General features: G+C 71.5%; 21 protein-coding genes. 6 read left to right on the forward strand and 15 right to left on the reverse strand.

What is annotated here, in order from left to right; translation table 11 throughout:
- Positions 1-45: 45 nt before the first annotated feature.
- A complete protein-coding gene (locus ACIF6L_RS34085) occupies positions 46-438 on the reverse strand; it encodes a winged helix-turn-helix transcriptional regulator (RefSeq protein WP_396491522.1) in 393 nt (130 codons plus the stop codon).
- 68 nt (positions 439-506) lie between these two features.
- Between ACIF6L_RS34085 and ACIF6L_RS34090 the strand changes: the two genes are divergently transcribed.
- The 4 genes from ACIF6L_RS34090 to ACIF6L_RS34105 all read left to right on the forward strand — a co-directional run bounded on the left by ACIF6L_RS34090 (position 507) and on the right by ACIF6L_RS34105 (position 3,108).
- Positions 507-1,178 carry a nitroreductase family protein gene (locus ACIF6L_RS34090; protein WP_396491521.1) on the forward strand — a complete coding sequence of 224 codons (672 nt, stop codon included), beginning with the start codon at positions 507-509 and terminating at the stop codon, positions 1,176-1,178.
- Between the two features lie 55 nt (positions 1,179-1,233).
- A complete protein-coding gene (locus ACIF6L_RS34095) occupies positions 1,234-1,425 on the forward strand; it encodes a hypothetical protein (RefSeq protein WP_396491520.1) in 192 nt (63 codons plus the stop codon).
- A 475-nt stretch (positions 1,426-1,900) separates the two neighbouring features.
- Positions 1,901-2,563 carry an HNH endonuclease family protein gene (locus tag ACIF6L_RS34100; RefSeq protein WP_396491519.1) on the forward strand — a complete coding sequence of 221 codons (663 nt, stop codon included), beginning with the start codon at positions 1,901-1,903 and terminating at the stop codon, positions 2,561-2,563.
- A 338-nt stretch (positions 2,564-2,901) separates the two neighbouring features.
- Positions 2,902-3,108 (forward strand): hypothetical protein, encoded by a 207-nt coding sequence (locus tag ACIF6L_RS34105; RefSeq protein WP_396491518.1) that lies wholly within the window; start codon positions 2,902-2,904, stop codon positions 3,106-3,108.
- A 124-nt stretch (positions 3,109-3,232) separates the two neighbouring features.
- Here ACIF6L_RS34105 and ACIF6L_RS34110 read toward each other — a convergent pair whose 3' ends face one another.
- From ACIF6L_RS34110 to ACIF6L_RS34140, 7 genes are all read right to left on the reverse strand, one after another.
- The gene (locus ACIF6L_RS34110; RefSeq protein ID WP_396491517.1) at positions 3,233-3,502 is read right to left on the reverse strand and encodes a hypothetical protein; all 270 of its coding nucleotides are present in this window, start codon (positions 3,500-3,502) and stop codon (positions 3,233-3,235) included.
- Positions 3,503-3,698: 196 nt separating this feature from the next.
- The gene (locus ACIF6L_RS34115; protein WP_396491516.1) at positions 3,699-4,523 is read right to left on the reverse strand and encodes a pentapeptide repeat-containing protein; all 825 of its coding nucleotides are present in this window, start codon (positions 4,521-4,523) and stop codon (positions 3,699-3,701) included.
- On the reverse strand, positions 4,520-4,870 hold the full coding sequence (locus tag ACIF6L_RS34120; RefSeq protein WP_396491515.1) for a hypothetical protein: 351 nt from the start codon (positions 4,868-4,870) through the stop codon (positions 4,520-4,522). Before ACIF6L_RS34120 ends, ACIF6L_RS34115 begins: the two co-directional genes overlap by 4 nt.
- Before the next feature lie 674 nt (positions 4,871-5,544).
- Positions 5,545-6,267, reverse strand: coding sequence for a hypothetical protein (locus ACIF6L_RS34125; RefSeq protein WP_396491514.1), 723 nt, complete (start codon positions 6,265-6,267; stop codon positions 5,545-5,547).
- A gap of 5 nt (positions 6,268-6,272) precedes the next feature.
- Positions 6,273-6,899: an RNA polymerase sigma factor gene (locus ACIF6L_RS34130; protein ID WP_396491513.1), complete on the reverse strand. Its 627-nt coding sequence runs from the start codon at positions 6,897-6,899 to the stop codon at positions 6,273-6,275.
- 442 nt (positions 6,900-7,341) lie between these two features.
- Positions 7,342-8,073 carry a hypothetical protein gene (locus ACIF6L_RS34135; RefSeq protein ID WP_396491512.1) on the reverse strand — a complete coding sequence of 244 codons (732 nt, stop codon included), beginning with the start codon at positions 8,071-8,073 and terminating at the stop codon, positions 7,342-7,344.
- The gene (locus tag ACIF6L_RS34140) at positions 8,070-8,798 is read right to left on the reverse strand and encodes a hypothetical protein (protein WP_396491511.1); all 729 of its coding nucleotides are present in this window, start codon (positions 8,796-8,798) and stop codon (positions 8,070-8,072) included. The genes ACIF6L_RS34135 and ACIF6L_RS34140 overlap by 4 nt, the downstream gene beginning before the upstream one ends.
- Before the next feature lie 115 nt (positions 8,799-8,913).
- On the opposite strand from ACIF6L_RS34140, the gene ACIF6L_RS34145 reads away from it, so the two are divergent.
- Positions 8,914-9,339 (forward strand): hypothetical protein, encoded by a 426-nt coding sequence (locus tag ACIF6L_RS34145; RefSeq protein ID WP_396491510.1) that lies wholly within the window; start codon positions 8,914-8,916, stop codon positions 9,337-9,339.
- 127 nt (positions 9,340-9,466) lie between these two features.
- Here the strand turns inward: ACIF6L_RS34145 and ACIF6L_RS34150 are convergent, their stop codons facing one another.
- From ACIF6L_RS34150 to ACIF6L_RS34170, 5 genes are all read right to left on the reverse strand, one after another.
- Positions 9,467-9,826 (reverse strand): STAS domain-containing protein, encoded by a 360-nt coding sequence (locus tag ACIF6L_RS34150; protein ID WP_396491509.1) that lies wholly within the window; start codon positions 9,824-9,826, stop codon positions 9,467-9,469.
- 198 nt (positions 9,827-10,024) lie between these two features.
- Positions 10,025-10,270 (reverse strand): hypothetical protein, encoded by a 246-nt coding sequence (locus ACIF6L_RS34155; RefSeq protein ID WP_396491508.1) that lies wholly within the window; start codon positions 10,268-10,270, stop codon positions 10,025-10,027.
- A 224-nt stretch (positions 10,271-10,494) separates the two neighbouring features.
- Positions 10,495-11,178 carry a hypothetical protein gene (locus tag ACIF6L_RS34160; protein ID WP_396491507.1) on the reverse strand — a complete coding sequence of 228 codons (684 nt, stop codon included), beginning with the start codon at positions 11,176-11,178 and terminating at the stop codon, positions 10,495-10,497.
- Positions 11,179-11,511, reverse strand: coding sequence for a PadR family transcriptional regulator (locus tag ACIF6L_RS34165; RefSeq protein ID WP_396491506.1), 333 nt, complete (start codon positions 11,509-11,511; stop codon positions 11,179-11,181).
- 842 nt (positions 11,512-12,353) lie between these two features.
- Positions 12,354-12,599: a hypothetical protein gene (locus ACIF6L_RS34170; RefSeq protein WP_396491505.1), complete on the reverse strand. Its 246-nt coding sequence runs from the start codon at positions 12,597-12,599 to the stop codon at positions 12,354-12,356.
- Between the two features lie 167 nt (positions 12,600-12,766).
- Between ACIF6L_RS34170 and ACIF6L_RS34175 the strand changes: the two genes are divergently transcribed.
- The gene (locus tag ACIF6L_RS34175) at positions 12,767-13,867 is read left to right on the forward strand and encodes a Ku protein (protein WP_396491504.1); all 1,101 of its coding nucleotides are present in this window, start codon (positions 12,767-12,769) and stop codon (positions 13,865-13,867) included.
- Between the two features lie 218 nt (positions 13,868-14,085).
- Here the strand turns inward: ACIF6L_RS34175 and ACIF6L_RS34180 are convergent, their stop codons facing one another.
- A complete protein-coding gene (locus tag ACIF6L_RS34180) occupies positions 14,086-15,000 on the reverse strand; it encodes a hypothetical protein (protein WP_396491503.1) in 915 nt (304 codons plus the stop codon).
- Positions 14,997-15,845: a ParA family protein gene (locus ACIF6L_RS34185; protein WP_396491502.1), complete on the reverse strand. Its 849-nt coding sequence runs from the start codon at positions 15,843-15,845 to the stop codon at positions 14,997-14,999. The genes ACIF6L_RS34180 and ACIF6L_RS34185 overlap by 4 nt, the downstream gene beginning before the upstream one ends.
- Between the last annotated feature and the right edge of the window lie 169 nt (positions 15,846-16,014).

The raw sequence follows: 16,014 nt of genomic DNA on the forward strand, positions 1-16,014 counted from the left end.
GTCCTATGTCGGGGTGGTGAGTCACCGCGGTGAATTCGGAACGAGTCAGTGGGTCGGCGCTTCGGCGATGATGCGGGTTCGGGCCTGTTCGATCTCGTTGATGTGGGTTTCCGTCCATTGCCGGAGTGCGGTGATGGGTTCAGCCAGGCTCCGTCCGAGCGTGGTGAGGTCGTACTCGACACGTGGCGGGATGGTCGGGTGCACCGTGCGGGTGACGAAGCCGTCCGCTTCGAGGCTGCGCAGGGTCTGGGTGAGCATCTTCTGTGAGACGCCCTCGATGCGTCGGCTCAAGTCGGTGTAGCGCATGGTGCCTTGCAGGAGAGCATCGACGACCAGGATCGTCCACTTGCCGGCGATGTGGTCGAGGACCTGGCGCGTCGGGCATTTCGCGGAGTAGGCGTCGGCCGGCAGTCCGGAGGAGTCCACCACAGTATTCATGCCGGGAGAGTAACGCACAAAAAGGTGCCCTCTTCCGTCTGGAGAGCGACTCTCCAATAGTGAGTGGCATGACGAACCAGACACTCTCCGTCGCGGACGCGATCCGCACCCGCCGCACCGTGCGCCACTACCGGCCTGATCCGATTCCCGAAGCTGCCCTGTCCTCGCTGCTCGGACTCGCTGTCGAAGCGCCTACCAGCTGGAATCTCCAGGACCGGTCGATCGTCGTCGTGACCGGCGACGAGGGACGTGAAGGGCTCGCCTGGGCCACCGGCGGACAGCCGCAGCCGCAGGAAGCTCCCGTGGTCCTGGTCTTCGTCGCCGAGCCGCAGTCCTGGCGAGATGACCACAGCGACATCTACGACCAGGCCCGGCGGGCCGGGGCGTGGAGCGATGACTTCATCGCCATGTTCTCCGCGGCATCGACAGCCTTCCAGGAGGACCTCGACCAGCGGGGCCTGCTCCGCGAATACGCGGTCAAGGACGCGATGATCGCCGCCTCGTTCGTGATGCTCGCCGCCACCGAGATGGGCCTGGCCACCTCGCCAATGAACGGCTGGGACGAGGACAAGGTGAAGAAGGTGATCGGGATCGACGGCCGCGACGACCTGGCCATCGCCCTGCTCGTGTCCGTCGGCTACCCGGCAGAGGAACGACTCCATCCCGGCCGGCGCACCCTGGAGCACACCGTCTTCTACGAACGGCACACTGCACAACACAGCACCGCTCACCAGGAGTAGGCACTTGCCCAGTCCGCCCCGGGAGCGAGGCACACAGGGTGTCCAGGATCGTCCAGTGCAGGACGACCTGGACGCCCTCCTGACCGCGTTGTACGTGAAAATCGACGACGACCTGGAATCCCGGCCGACGACCATGACTGACCCGGCCGGCACCGGCCGCAGCTCCGGAGCCGACCAGGAGTCAGGGAACCACGCGCAGCGTTGCGGTGGCATGGCGATCAGCACCTCGGCCTCGGCCCGCGCGTAGGTGAAGGTCTTGGTGAGGGTGTCCTTGTGGAGGGCGCCGCTGGCCTGGGCGGCGAGAGCGGAGCGGATCCAGGCCCAGCGCTCGTCCTGGGTGCGCTGCTCCTTGCTCTTGCTCTGCCCGGGCCAGTGCCAGCCGCTGTTCTGCTCGACGTACTCCAGGGCGCCCCGCGCGTCGAGGATCGCGCCGTCGATGTCGTTGCCACCCAGTCGGCGCTGCGCCGAGCGCAGGTAGTCGACGGCCGCCTGGCGGGTGCCGCCGGGGTACCCGGTGGCCTGCGGCAGAACGGCGCCGAACGCGTCGGTGGCCGGGGGAGTGGTGCTCCGGTAGGACGATTTCCCTCCCAGGAGTGAACCGCGGCCGGGTGTGCCGCGCCGGCCGGGAGCTACCCGCTACGAAGATCAACGACAGGTGATCTTCAAGCGGAAGGCGACCCGGCATGGGCATCCAGCGACGCGGAACAGCGGGACGAGCAGGCGTGATCGCGGCAGCGACGGCGCTACTCCTGGGGGCGTTCGGGGCTCCGGAGGCGGCGGCCCGCTCGGGCACCGGCCGGGCGGCCGGCGATGTCGTCAGTACCACCTTCTACGCAGCGATCGACGCGCTGAGCGTCGCGGACGAGGACCGCACCGGCTACGTGCGCACCGCCTACCGCCACTGGACGGACGCTGACAAGAACGGCTGCAACGCCCGCAAGGACGTCATCATCAACGAGGCGATCGACGCGCCCGAAGTCGGCCCCGGCTGCTCCCTGAGCGGCGGGGTGTGGTTCTCCCCGTACGACGACGTCACCGTCACCGACGCCTCCGGCCTGGACGTGGACCACCTGGTACCGCTCGCGGAGAACTGGGACAGCGGCGGGTCCCGGTGGACGGCCAAGGAGCGCGAGCTGTACGCCAACGACATGGCCGACCCCCGTACGCTCATCGCGGTCACCGCTCGCTCCAACCGTCAGAAGAGCGACAAGGACGTGACGGACTGGCTGCCGCCCGCGATCGAGTACCGCTGCACGTACGCCACCGACTGGGTCGCTGTGAAGACCCGCTGGGGCCTGAACGTCGACCCCGCCGAGCTCAACACCCTGCACCGCATCGCGGCCGACTGCGACGACGTGCCCATCACTGTCACACTCGCACGCTGACCGCCGTATCCGCGTCACCGCGCCATCGCCCAGCGGGTCGGCGGGTACGGCCCGCACCCCGGGGCCCGCGGCCGGCCGCACGCCCAGACCTGTCGAACCTCCGTCTCGGCCTCGGGGTTGACCGGCCGTCTGAGCGGTGTACCGTTCGCCGGTTCACCACCCCCAGTAGGCCCCGGGGTCTCGGTGAAATCGGCACTCAACACCTCTTGACTCGCCTTCTGTCGTGCCTACCGTCCGGCACCACGGACCGCCAGAAGCGGGCCCGCGGCGCCCCATTGCGCCCCGGCCCACCTGCCCGCGGCCCGTGTTCACCGCACACGACGCAGAAGGAGACGGACATGAACGAGACGAGGCCGCACACCGAGGAGCAGAGCGCGGCGGGGTGGGACGGTGTCGAGCGGCGCCACGCGGCGGAGCCGACCGGGCGCACGGCCTGGTGGTCGCAGGACCGGTTGCCCGGCCGGATCCTGGTCCGCGTCACCGGGGAGCTCGGCGCGGCCACCGTGCTGAAGGCTGCACAGGCCTTGCTCGAGTACTTCCGCTGACCCCCGACTAACCGGTGCTGCCCGCCCCCGGGCACGGCAGGGCGACGCGCCCCCGGCCCTGGCGTGCCCCGGCCCCGGTGCCACCACTGTGGTGGCACCGGGGCCGGCAGGCCGGGCCGGGCGGTCAGGGGGTGTCGCCGGCCCAATCCCAGTAGCGCTGATCCGCCGGACGGGGCTCGTAGTGAGCGCGCCCGCCCACACCGTACGAGCCGATCTCGGTGGACAGCGCGGCGCCCTCGGCGAGTTGCTCAACGTCCCAGCCGGTGACGTCCAGGAGCAGCCCGTCGAGCGGGCCGGCGACCAGCTCCCGGTACTCGCGGCCCGGCTGCGGGCCGGTATCCGCGTCGTGGTCAGCCCCGTACACCCGGCCCCGCATCAGCGCCTCGTCGTCCATACCGGCCAGCCTCCCAGCCGCCACCGACAGGCCGGGAGTGACCAGTCCCCCCACGCTGTCCGAGCCGGCTGACTTTGGGCCCCGCGCATCGTGAACGTGGGCGGGGCCGGCTGGCGAAGCGATACCGGTGCCCCTAACCGTGAGCGAGTGGGGTTGTCCCGGCTCCCGGGGAATGGGGTTTCCTGAAGGCTGCAGCTCAGCCGGACGCAAGGAAGAAGGCCGGCCCGGTCCGGATCTGAAAGATCCCGGGGGCGATCTGTTCCGACCGTTCCCGAACGGTGTGCAGCACCGCGGCCGGCCAGGTAGTTCGCGTGGACCAGCGGGCTCCCCCCAGGCGGGCCCGGCCGAGCGAGGCCCCCAGGAGGTTGGCCCCGCTGAGGTCGGCGTCCTGCAGTTGGGCCTCGTGCAGGTTCGCGCGGTGAAGGTTCGCCTCACTGAGGCCACTCTGCGACAGGTCCGCGCTGATGAGGCGCGAGTCGGCCAGATCAGCGCGGGTGAGCGTGGCGGACACCAGCGAGCAGCCACTCAGCGTCGCGTCGCTGAGGATCGCGTCGCTGAGGTCGGCGTTGGTGAGCGTCGCTCCGGTCAGATCGGCCCTGGCCAGGTTCGTCATGGTCAGATCAGCGCCGGCGAGGACGGCATCGCGCAGAGTCGCTTCGGTGAGGTCGGCGCCGTGCAGGCGGGCGCGGGTGAGGTCGGCACGGGTGAGGGTCGCCCTCTGCATCAGGGCTCCGGCCAGGTCGGCCTCGACCAGGTCCTCGAAGGAGAAGTCCGTGTCAGCCAGTTCGTCGAGGAACCGGGTGATGCCGTGCCAGGCGATCGATGCCCGAAGCGGCGCGCTCTCCTGAGCGTGCCGCGGCCGCGGGGGCAGTTGTCCTCCGAGCAGGCCGGCGAGGAAGCGCTCGCGCACGGTGTAGCCGAGCGCCGCGAGTTCGCCGGGCAGCGGCCCGGCGACCGTACGAACGGGAGGCGGCGCGACCAGAGCGCGCCAGAAGCGGGTACCCAGCGGCGCGCCGGTCACGACGCGGCACTTCCGGTCCTGGTGGGGACTTGGTCATCCGCCGGCGCCAACGACGGCGCTGCCAGCAGTCCCGACTGCCCCGGCAGGTGACGGACCTGGGCCATCTGAGACAGGATCGCCGGCGCCGAGGCACCGACGACGAGCGTGGGGAAGACCCCGCTCACCTCCCCAGTCCCCGCGACCGCAAGGGCGGCCACAGCTCCGAGTCCGGCCCGCGCGACGGCAACCAGCAGGTCCACCCAAACGTCGAAGTGCTTCCCGAACGGATCGGGCTCCGGCCCTTCCGGACCAGGGTTCCACCGGGCATCGCGTCGCTGCTGCTGCCAGGCGATCAGCTGGTTGAACACGGCGAGGCCTTGAACGGCGAGTCCACCGAGACCCCCGAAGAGCGCGACCCTCCCCCACTCCCACCCCTGCACCGCATCCCCCACCCGATCACCGACAGACCTGCCCCACCAGCCTCCCAGAGCCTAGGGATCCTGTCCGGCGAACACACTCGTCAGGCGCCCCCTATCAGGCACTCGAAGCATCGCTTCCCGAGTGCGCGGCCCGCTGTTTCGCATCCGCCCTCCTGTCCCCGCCTCGCTCGGACGAGGCCGGCCCACGATCGTGGAGAGACTCGTGGCCGGCCGGTTTCGGCGGCGGGCGCCGACCCCCGCGTGTTCGCGTGGAAGGCCTCACCCTCTGCGGGCCGAGAGCCCTGCGGTGAGGCCTTCCACGCGGTCCGACCGGCCCTGCGGGGGGATCAGCCTGCCGGTGCTGCTCTCGCTCGACTGTCAGGCACGGAAGGCCTCCAATACCAATCGGACGAAGTTGATCACGGCGCCGACGACCGCCCACTTCGTCGCCAAGGTGCCGCCCGCGCCGGTCGAACCGGGCTCCCCCGTCGAGCCGGACTTCCGCTTCCCGTTCTCCGGGCAGTGGGTCGCCATCCTGGTACCTCTTCCTGTAGTGGCTGGGGCGGCGCGGCTCCTGCCGGCGGTCCGGCGCCGCGCTGAGCCTGGCCGGTGCCGATGTCGGGTCAGTTCGCGGCGGCCAGTTCCTGGAGCTGGTGGGCGATGTCGCCGGTGGGCAGGCTGAACGGCCCGCACATGTCGTCCTGGCGCTCGGGAAGGCCGTCGATGGCCTCGCGCAGCGCGTTGTCCGGGCTCCGGAGGCCGGCGGTGTCGGGCAGCGGCGGCGCCAGGCGGCGTCCCAGGTGCGGGTAGCCGGGCAGGTCCGGGAGCGCGGGCGCGAGCGGGACGCGGGTGCCGTCGTCGAGGCGGGCGGCCTGGTGGAACCAGTGCTCGGCGTCACGCAGTTCGCCCATGCGGACGTGGTGCAGGTACAGGCAGTAGGCAGCCGTGAGGTCCCCCGCGCCCGCGGAGAACTGCCACCACCACTGGGCGTCGTAGGGCTGGCCCGTGAGGTCGAGGAGGCAGCCGAACACCAGGCCGCCGCGCGGCTCCCACCGGTCCACCAGCGCGTCCAGCCACTCGTAGGCGTCGGGCTCGTTGATGACCAGCTTGGCCAGGGCCCGCAGGTCCCGGCCGGCGTCGTCGAACATCGGGGCCTTCGCAGTGCTCGCGCCGGGCGGCGCGGCGGGCCCGGGCACCCGGGCGCGGCAGCACGCGGCGGCCGAGGCCGCCCGGCGGGCGGCCTGCTTCTCGGTGATGTAGCGGCGGCCGGCTTCGAGGTCGTAGCGAGGGCGGTCGCCGGGCCTGGGTCCGGCGGCCTTGAGGAGGCGGTCGAGGTCATGGGTCACCGGGATCACTCCTGGTCGTCGTGCTGGGCGGGCTCGGGGCGGAGAAGACGGCGGGGCGCGAGGCGGGCACGGAGCTTGGCCTTGGCCTGCGAGGTAAGCGAGCGCACCGTGCCCTCATCGACGCCCATCGCCCGCGCCGTCTGCGCGATGGTGAGCTTGTTCAGGTAGCGCAGCACCACCACGTCGAACTTCGCGCCCGACAGCTCCGAGATCGCCGCCCCCAGCGTGATGCCGGCCTCCAGGTCCGCGACGCTGGACTCCACCTCGATCGCGTGGTCCCGGAAGCCGTCGAGCAGCGAGTCGTGGTCCCGGTGCAGGGCGATGGAGAACGCGACACGCTCGATCAGGATGCGGTGCTCGGCGTCCCGGGCCCGCTCGGCCTCGACCGCGCGGCGCAGCGCGGCCCAGGCGTGGGCGGCCGGGTTGGGGTGTTCGAGGACGCGGTCCCAGTGGTCGCTGAGGGCGAGGAAGGTCTCGTCGACCACGAGTTGGACGAGGGCCTGGTCGCGCAGGACGGTGAGCGCGTAGTCGAAGTAGGCCTGGGCGTGGAGTTCCTGGAAGCCGAGGAACGTTATGGGCAGCTCGGTCCTGGGGGCGGTGCCGGCCGCGTCGGTGAAGGGGGTCTCGCTCATCACTCCTCCCCTGCCGGGTCCGGGACGCTGCCGCGCGGGCGGGGGGAGCAGCTGGCGCCGCGGGAGACGGGCACGGGCCCGGGGTTGGGGCGGCTGTGCCGGCGGGCGGCCCGGGGATGGAGGGGGATGGGGATGTACATGGGTTGAGGGGTCCTCACTCGTGCGGTGCGGGGCACGTTGTGACGTTCCGTGGGGGCGGATGTTCAGAGCGTGCTTATGGACTGCATCTAATCGGTCGAACACCGGGATCGTTCACGGTCCGAAGGTAAAGACTTGCGGAGGGTCACGTTCCGATGTTTGGACGGCGCCCTTCGCTCAGAATCGGGCATCTCACCCCAGAACCCGACGGCTGCGCCCGCGTGACCGGCGGCCCGGGTTCAAGTCCTGGAAGGACGGCGGATTCACCTCGAACATCCGGCGCACCGGAACGACGCCCGACGAGCTACCCGAACGCGGCGGCCGCGGTGCCCTCAGGCCGCGCGACGCCGAAGGCGCTCTCCTCCACCACGGCGACCGCGCCCGTCCCGTCCGGCAGCCACAGCTCCGCACTCCGCGACCGCGCCGCCGATCCTCGCCCAGACACCGCTACCCGCGCCCGGCGGCCGGTCAGCTGCCCGTGCCCCTCCCCCAGCCCCGACCACCGGCTCTCCGACACCGTCAGGCGTAGCTGGGCGCCAGGCCAGGGGCCCGGGGTGAGCAGGATGGTGCCGGTGCGGCGCAGGTGTGCGGCGAGGCGCTCCAGGGCGCGGGGCGCCAGGGCGGTGGGGGCGGCGGCGAGGACGACGGGGCAGGCGGCGGCGAGCGCCGTGACGACCTCGGTGTAGTGGTCGCCGGGGTGGTCGGCGACCAGGAGGCGTTTCAGGTCGAGGCCGTAGGCGGCGGCCGCGGCGAGGCCGAGGTCGGGCAGGCCGACGGCGGCGGTCCAGGCGTAGGGGTCGGTGGTGGCGGGGCCGGCGGCGAGGGCCAGGAGCAGGCTCGTGTCGGTGGCCTCGGTGACGGTGCCCTTGGCCAGGCCGCCGTGCGGCAGCAGGCGGCGCAGTGGCTCCAGGACGGGGAGCACGGTGGCCTGGGCCTGGCGGGCGCGGGTCTCGGGGGACGTGGCGGCGAGGAGGTCGGCGAGCCGTTCACGCCGGTCCGCGGCCAGTTCGGGAGGCGGGCCGGCGGTCAGGCTCACACGGACTCCCCGGGGGCGGCCGGCATGACCGGCGCGGACGGGACCGCCGCTGCGGCGGGCTCGGGAAGAACGTCGGCGTCGGCCTGGACGCCGGGGACGTCCTCAGCGTCGGCGTCGACGTCGACCTGGACAACGGGGACGTCCTGGGTGAGGGGGCGCAGGGCGGTGCCGTCGGCGATGACCCAGCCGGCTTGTTTGTCCTCGCCCCAGCGGGCGTGGGCGATCCAGGGCATCTGGGGGGCGGGGCGGCGGCGGGCGGTGACCAGGACGGAGCGCCACGCGTCGTCGGCGCGGAGCCAGGCCAGGCGCCAGCACCGTTCGGACGGGTCGGTGCCGGCGGGGCCGGCGAGCTCGGCCGGCACGCGCACCGCGTCGCGCCAGGTGCCGAGGTAGGGGGCGGCGGTGGGGGCCGGGTCGGTGGGTTCGGGCAGCGGGCGGATCCGGTCCTTGTCGAACAGGAACCAGCCCCAGGCCTCCTCGCCGGGGCCGGTGCCTTCCGGGCCCCAGGTGACGTGGACGACCCACACCGCGCTGCCCGGCGGGCGGCGCCACACCGTGAGCAGGCCCGGCCGCCAGCGTCCGCCGAGACGGATCTCCACCAGGCGCCAGCGCCGCTCGTCCCGGTAGAAGCCCGGCAGCGTCATCAGCTCACGCGGCGCCCGCTCGGCGTCACCCGGCCGCTCAGGCGAGCGGACGGGACGGGAGAACGGCACAGCGGACGTCATAGAACTATTGTTCGATAAGCTGCCGGAGTGATCAAACGTCAGCTACACGCCCGCCCGGCACCCGCCGGCGGTCGCGGCCGGTAGCGTGACGCCACCCCCACCGAAGGACACCCCCATGCGCCCTGCCCGCGTCCAGCAGCTGCTCCTCGACGCCGCGGCCTCCCTGCCAGGGGTCTCAGCGAAGGCCTTCGCCGACGCCGGCCACACCCGCCACCCCTTCGGCGTCGTCATCGAGGCCGAAGGCCGCACATCGAAGTGGCAGGTCGCCCTCATGAGCGCCCCGGGCGAGACCTGGGGCGCCGAGAGCGACGAGCGGGCGCCGGTCCTGGGCGAGAAGCCGCCGGCCATGGAGATTCCGGCGCTGACGAACGACGTCGCCACCGTCGAGCGGGCCCTCGTCGCGCAGCTGCTCGCCCAGGATCCGGGTGAGATCGCCTCCGTGGACCTCTACTCCGCCCGGCCCACCCCGCCCGCCGTCGGACACGGAGCCACCATCGACTTCCACGACGGCTCCCGCGCGTTCCTCAACCACGTCCGCTGAAGCTCTCCCACCGGACTGGTCCACCGTGGGCAGGACTGATGGGGCCGGTCCGCCGACGACGGTCTCCGCGGGCCGCTGAAGCGAACGGCACCCGGCCGACCCGCTTGCCGGCCCGGCTCTCGCACGGTCAGTCAGCGAGAGAGGCCGGCGGCACGTCCTGCTCGACGGGGAAGACCCTGTCGGCGCCGGTCATCTCCAGCACGCGAGCCACAGCGTGGGAGGGGCGGGCGAGACGGACCACGGTGCCCTGACGGGCGGCCTCTCGGCGGGCGACCAGCAGGGCGTTGAGGCCGGTGGAGTCCATGAACGTCACAGCGCCCAGGTCGACCAGCAGCATCGGCGGCACCGGCCGCCCGGCGAGGGCTCGATGCAGGGCCCTGTTCAGCACCGGAGCCTCGTCGAAGTCCAACTCTCCACAGCACTCCAGGACCGGCCCGGCCAGGCTGTCGTGAGCGGTGACGGTGAAGGCGTACTCGTGCTCGGACATGGCGATCGGGCGGCTCCCTCGAACTCCCCGTGCGGTTGGCATGACCACCCTATGACCGGCGGGAAGCCGCCCGCACCGAAGTACCGGAGTATTCACCCGCCCGACCGCCTGGGCGGTCCGGGGCGGCTACGCCCAGTCGTGAGGCCGCCCCAGGCCGCTCCCCGCTCTTGGGAGCGGCCCGCGGTTGCGCCCTTCCCTTCAGTCCGCTCCCCGCAGGCCGGGCCGGTCGGCGTGGAGCCCGACCGGCCTGGTGGCCGCCTCGCATCCCGCGTGCGCCCACGCGCTCTCCCTGGGCTCCAGATCCGGCCGCCCCGGAACCGACGGGTCGAGACGCCGCACCAGGTACGCCTCCTCCCCCACGGCCACGACCAGCAGCCGCCGACCCGGCCGGCCGGTCTCCTCGACAACGTCCTCGGCCCGGTAACGGCGGCTGGCGGCGGTCACCCCTCCATGCTCCCGCGCGCACCGGCGCAGTGCGCCGCGGCGCTGCCGTGGCGCCGGACGGGCCCACTCCGCGTGCGTGCCGACGAGGCGGCGGCACTGGCTGGACCCGCGCCAAACAGCGCGCGGCGAACCGCGATGCTCGGCCACATTGAAGGCGGTACGCTCCCGCCGGGAACACGCGGAGGCCCGCCCGGTGCTACCCAGCGGGCCTCGATGGCCAGGCTCTACGGTTGCTGCTTGCGCTGCTGCGGCCGTCGTCGGTCTCGCAGCCAGATCACCACCCCGATGCCGAACCCGCAGAAGGAGACCGCTACGCCGAGTCCTCCCACGATGTAGGGGATACCGACGCCGGTCTCCTTCGCCACGGTGTGCACCAGGGAGACGGAGGCGGTGGTGATGTTGGTCAGCACCGTCCACGACCTAAGGCGCTCGAACCGGCGGCGTGTCGGTTGCGCCGGGGTCTGTGTCTGCCGGGCCGCACGGATCGCACCGCCGAGCACTAGGGCGAGCGAGAACTGCAGGCCCTTGAGGTAGCGGGCGAACGCGGTGTGGTGGGTGTCGGTGAGGAGGTTGTGCAGGTCCGGGTACCACTGCCGCTCGTACAGCAGGCGGAACTTCTGGCGGCTCGTCGTCAGCCGGGTCAGTCTCAGCAGCAAAACCGGCAGCATCAGAGTGACCTGTTTGGTCCCCTTGAGGACCTTGATGGTCAACTCGTAGGCGATGGCCGCGATCACTGCGCAGACCAGGGCCACGATCCATTCGCTCACGGGTACCGCGGCGAGCTCGTGGAGCAGGCCCAACAGGCCCGCACCTGGCTGCCCTGCGTGCTCGCTGTCTACGAACTGCGGCATGCCCGAGTACCCCGAGCCGAGCAGGCGATCGGCCACGCCCCCCTGGAACTTGCTCATTCATCCTCCCTGTGGAGACAGGCCGGGCTGCCAGGTAGTGCCGGGCACCCGGGTGATTTCGTGAAGCTCGGCGAGGGCTTGGCGGGCGATCCGCAGCCCCTCGCCCGTGATCGTGTAGAAGCGACGCGCGGGCCGTCCCTCGGCCTTCGGGTCGATGTCCTCCTGCGCGCCGGCGATGACCCCTTCCCGCTCCAAGCGGGCCAGGATCGGGTACAGGCTGCCGCTCCCCAGCGCGGTGGCCTGCATGATCTCCCAGCCGTACCGCTCGGCCGTTGGTTCTTCGACGAACAAGCGCAAGACTTTCGCCGTCGCCATCGTCACTTTGATCTTCATGTCTACCGCCTCCGGTGGTGATGTGGGTGTCGAGCTGTCGCAATGCCTCGCAACGCCATGTTGGATGTGACAGTCAGGGCTCTGGCGTGTCTCGACATAGGGTAATACACCTGAGTGTCGCTCCTCGACATAGGGGCGATGGCAGCTCGGCGCCGCAGAGCCGCCCACGCCCGGGAAGGAGCTCTAACGACCGCACCTGGACGCCTAGGCCACCCTCGCCCACGTAGTCGCCGGCCTCCACCAAGACGACGACGAAGACGGCCTCAACGACAAGGACGGCCAGGACGAAGTGCCCGGCAAGCCGGACGCCGCGCAGGAGTGGGCCTGCGCCGGGGTGTGCGCCCTCCAGCAGTCCCTGCCCTGGCCGTTCACCGACGCCCTGCCCCCCGGCATCCTCTACTGCTACGCCGCCCTGCTGCGCCGCAACGACCTGAAGGCGGCCGCGGCGTGGTTCACCGCGCTGGTCTACCTCAACCCGAACGACAACCTGGGCGCCTGCTTCATCGCCCCGGGCGGCTCCCAGTACCCGGCTTCTGAGCAGCGCGGAAGGCCGTCACCCTGCGCGCGGGGTGACGGCCTTCCGCGTGCTCGGCTTGGATCGGGACGGCCGGTGTGTACGGCCGGCCGCCCCGGCGGGCGATGCCCTTGCCGGCTCGGCGCCGTGGGGGTGTACGTACCGGGCCGTGTGAAGAAGGGCATCTCCGCACGCCCTGGTCGGGGCGCTCACCCGTTCGACGAACGGCAGCGACCTCGGTCACCAGCACGACAGCGAAAGCCCGAACGGGCCCCGGACGGCCTCGCGCCAGCGGGGACGCGGCCGGGCCTGGCGTCGGGTGAGCGAGTCAGTCCACTCTCCGCCGGGAGGCCGGCTCGTCGAGGTGCCCGACCGCACGGGTGGCGGCCTCGCACCCGGCGTGCGCCCACGCGCTCTCCCGCGGCTCCAAGCCCGGCCGCCCGGGTGCCGGCGCGTCGAGCCGTCGCACCAGGTAGGCCTCCTCGCCCACGGCCACCACGAGCAGGCGCCGACCCGGCCGGGCGATCTCCTCGACGACGTCCTCGGCCCGGTAGCGGGGGCTGGCAGCACTCACCCCTCCATGCTCCCGCGCGCACCGCCGCGCTGCGCCGCTGGCGCTGCCGTGGCGCCAGACGGGCCCACTCCGCGTGCGCGCCGGCGAGGCGGCGGCGACGCTGGCTGGACCCGCGCCCATCAGCGGGCGGCGAACCGCGATGCTCGGCCACGTGCGAGGAGGAAGTCATGGCTCGACCGGTGTGGACCGGGGTGCTGACCTTCGGCCTGGTCACCGTGCCCGTCTCCCTGTACACCGCGACGCAGTCCCACGACGTGCGCTTCCACCAGCTGCAACGCGGCACCTCCGACCGGGTGCGCAACAAGCGGGTCAACGAGCGCACCGGCCAGGAGGTCGGGTACGAGGAGATCGTCAAGGGCTACGAGGTCACCGCCGGCGAGTACGTGGTCGTCGAGCCCGACGAGTTGGAGCAGCTCTCCCCCGGCCGCTCGCGCACCATCGACATCGCCGGCTTCGTCGACCTCGACCAGGTGGACCCGATCTTCTTCGACAAGACCTACTACCTCGGCCCCAAGGGCAGGGAGTACCAGAAGGTCTACGCCCTCCTCGTCGAGGCGCTCGACCACGCGGGCAAGGCCGGCCTGGCGATGTTCGCTATGCGCGGCAAGGAGTACCTCACCGCCATCCGCTCCCATGGCGGCCTGCTGGAGCTGCACACCATGCACTTCGCCGACGAGGTCCGCGACCCCCGCACCGAGATCGACAATCTCCCCGAGAAGACCGACCTGTCCACCCAGGAGGTCAAGACCGCCGAACAGCTCATCGGCATGCTCGCCCTCGACTGGAAACCCGACGAGTGGCACGACACCTACGAGGACCAGGTCAAGACCCTCATCCAGGACAAACTCGCCGGCCGCGAGAGCGCCGTCTCCAGCGGCCCGGCCCCCGAGGCCACCAACGTCGTCGACCTCATGGACGCCCTGCGCCGCAGCCTCGACACCGCCCGCCAGAGCCCCGAGACCGAACCCGCCCCGGAGACGAAGAAGCCCGCCGGACGCCGGGCCACGTCATCCCGCGCCGCCGGCACGCCCAAGCCCACCGGCGACAAGAAGACCACCTCGGCTAAGGCCACCCCGCACAAGAAGCCGGCCAAGCGCGCCAGCGCCACCGGCAAGCAGCAGCTCTCCGAGCTCACCAAGACCGAGCTCTACCGGCGCGCCACCGACCTCGACATCCCCCACCGCTCCACCATGACCCGCGACGAACTCCAGCACGCCCTCGAACAAGCAGCGCCCGTCACCAAGCGACGGCATCTACGTAGTGCGTGACGCGGTACTCACATGCTGATGACTCGCCCTCGCCCCGGACCGAGTGCGGCCGCCCATCCGCGCATGATCTCGACCAGTCGGCCGCTCCCGCCGTAGAAGTGGCGGGGCAGGCGCGGTGGGCGTGAGCGCAGCCGTCGGGGGGCTCGGGTAGGGTGCGGTCCGTAAGCAAGAGGGCGCCCGGCCACCACAATTGGCCGGGCGCTCTCTTCGTGCTGTGCTCAGCTGGCAGTCTTCTTCATCCGGTCGAAGACCGCGTCGAACACCCTGCTGTCGCCCTCGTCCGCGAACGCCGCGAGCAGGTGGGCGAGGACCACCTGGCGGTCGATACGCCCGCGGTCGAGCCGGTCGGCGAGGGCGACGGCCCGGCGGTCGACGTCCCGCTTGAGCTCGGCTGGCAGGGCTGCGGACGGCTTCGGCTGCGAAGGCTCCGCCGACTCGATCGCGCTGTTCAGGGTCTGGGCAATGATCTGCGGGTCGTCCTCGTCGCTGAGGGCCAGATCGCCGGGCAACAGCTTCACGGTCTCGCGGATGCGTTCGGCGGTGACCTTGTCGGCGCCGACCGCGTCGACCACCAGCTGGTAGACGCCCACGGCGGTCATGAGGCCGTGCCGGTTCTTGAGCGGCACCAGCTCGCGGACCTGCCCCTCGGGGGCCCTGTGGCCGCTGGCATTGAGGACCTCACCGAGCTCCCACCCGGCGCGCAGCTTGCTGGCCCGTGACTGCTTGATGCCGTGCTCGACGTTCGCCCACTCCTCGATCGTGGCGTAGCAGCGGGTCGGGTCCAGCTTGTGCGGGAGTCGGCGGAACAGCCGGCCGACCGCCATGGTGTCCAGGGACTTGCCCGCCACCCAGTAGGCGGTGGACAGCAGCTCGACGCCCGCGACGCAGGCAGCCAGGCGCTCCTCTTCTTCCGGGGTCAGGTCGCCGTCGCCGGAGGGCTCGACCGGGTCGGGGACCTTGTCGAGGCCGGGACGGGCGGCGTCGACGGCCTTCTTGATGCGCTCGGCCACTTCCTGGTCGGCTGCGGACCGGCGCTCCTCAGTGGCGCGATGGGAGGTGCTCTCCAGGCTCTTGACGGCGGCCTCGGTGGCGTCGTCGTCGTCCCACCCGTCGATCTCGTATTCGCCGCTCATGCCGCCCTCACCAGTCCGGCGTTGACGGCGATGGTGCGGAAGAAGCCGGCGGTGTCCGTGCGGGGCCGGTGCTGGATGACCGGCAGGCCGACGGCGCGGGACTCCTTGAGGTCGGTCGACCGGATGGGCACCTCGCCGATGCAGCGGATCCGCGGGTGATTCTGGAGTTGCCGGTAGATCTTGGTGTCGATGTCGCCCATCGGCTTGACGATGCGCCCGATGACCAGGCCGAGAATCGTGAGGTCGTGGTCGGGGCGCTCGGCCCTGCGCATGACGGCGATGTGCTGTGCCTGCTGCATTTTGACGGCCTTCATGGCCCACTCGTCCACGTCCACCAGGATGATCGCCCCGTTGGCGGCGGCGGTCTGCGCGTCGGTGTCGGTGTCCAGGGCCGGGCGCAGGTCGAGCAGGATGACGTCGTAGAGGTGGAGCACGTGGGACAGCATCCGGCGATACAGGCTGACACTGACGCCTGATTCGCGCATCCGGGACGGCAGGAAGCACATGTCCATGCTGGCGGGCAGGACGTGGATGTTCGCCACCTTGGTCTCGGCGATGATGGGTCGCGGGTCGCCCATCTCCAGGAGCACGGTGGCCTGAGTGGGGCCCTTGTCCTCGTCCAGCAACGCCACCTTGCACGCCATGGTGGCATTGCCCTGCGGGTCGCAGTCGACGATCAGGACGCGCCGTCCGTGCTCGGCGAGGGCGCCGGCCAGGTTGATGGTGGTCGTCGTCTTGCCGACGCCGCCCTTCTGGTTGCACATGGCGATGATGTACGCCTCGCCGGCTCGCGGGGCTGGCAGGTCTGGGGCGCCGAGGAGGGGCGCCGGTGTCGTTTCGGTCATGCAGGGACCATAACCACCGACGCCGCCGCCGAAGGGAGGGCCCTCCGGGTAGCCCCCTGATGAGTGGTCCTCTGGCACCGGCACCCAACCGACCAAGATCATTCTTGTACAATTGGGCAAGAATGATCTTGGTCGGCCCATGGGGCCCGGAAACACAGAAGGGCCCGCC

The organism is Kitasatospora sp. NPDC086009 (assembly GCF_044540385.1).
Taxonomy (GTDB): domain Bacteria; phylum Actinomycetota; class Actinomycetes; order Streptomycetales; family Streptomycetaceae; genus Kitasatospora.

What these genes read in the sequence shown, in the direction of transcription:
- ACIF6L_RS34140 (WP_396491511.1), bottom strand. Translation starts at nt 8,798, where the DNA reads ATGACGTCCGCTGTGCCGTTCTCCCGTCCCGTCCGCTCGCCTGAGCGG.
- ACIF6L_RS34165 (WP_396491506.1), bottom strand. Translation starts at nt 11,511, where the DNA reads ATGAAGATCAAAGTGACGATGGCGACGGCGAAAGTCTTGCGCTTGTTC.
- ACIF6L_RS34180 (WP_396491503.1), bottom strand. Translation starts at nt 15,000, where the DNA reads ATGAGCGGCGAATACGAGATCGACGGGTGGGACGACGACGACGCCACC.
- ACIF6L_RS34150 (WP_396491509.1), bottom strand. Translation starts at nt 9,826, where the DNA reads ATGTCCGAGCACGAGTACGCCTTCACCGTCACCGCTCACGACAGCCTG.
- ACIF6L_RS34160 (WP_396491507.1), bottom strand. Translation starts at nt 11,178, where the DNA reads ATGAGCAAGTTCCAGGGGGGCGTGGCCGATCGCCTGCTCGGCTCGGGG.
- ACIF6L_RS34130 (WP_396491513.1), bottom strand. Translation starts at nt 6,899, where the DNA reads ATGAGCGAGACCCCCTTCACCGACGCGGCCGGCACCGCCCCCAGGACC.
- ACIF6L_RS34085 (WP_396491522.1), bottom strand. Translation starts at nt 438, where the DNA reads ATGAATACTGTGGTGGACTCCTCCGGACTGCCGGCCGACGCCTACTCC.
- ACIF6L_RS34105 (WP_396491518.1), top strand. Translation starts at nt 2,902, where the DNA reads ATGAACGAGACGAGGCCGCACACCGAGGAGCAGAGCGCGGCGGGGTGG.
- ACIF6L_RS34110 (WP_396491517.1), bottom strand. Translation starts at nt 3,502, where the DNA reads ATGGACGACGAGGCGCTGATGCGGGGCCGGGTGTACGGGGCTGACCAC.
- ACIF6L_RS34090 (WP_396491521.1), top strand. Translation starts at nt 507, where the DNA reads ATGACGAACCAGACACTCTCCGTCGCGGACGCGATCCGCACCCGCCGC.
- ACIF6L_RS34175 (WP_396491504.1), top strand. Translation starts at nt 12,767, where the DNA reads ATGGCTCGACCGGTGTGGACCGGGGTGCTGACCTTCGGCCTGGTCACC.
- ACIF6L_RS34185 (WP_396491502.1), bottom strand. Translation starts at nt 15,845, where the DNA reads ATGACCGAAACGACACCGGCGCCCCTCCTCGGCGCCCCAGACCTGCCA.
- ACIF6L_RS34145 (WP_396491510.1), top strand. Translation starts at nt 8,914, where the DNA reads ATGCGCCCTGCCCGCGTCCAGCAGCTGCTCCTCGACGCCGCGGCCTCC.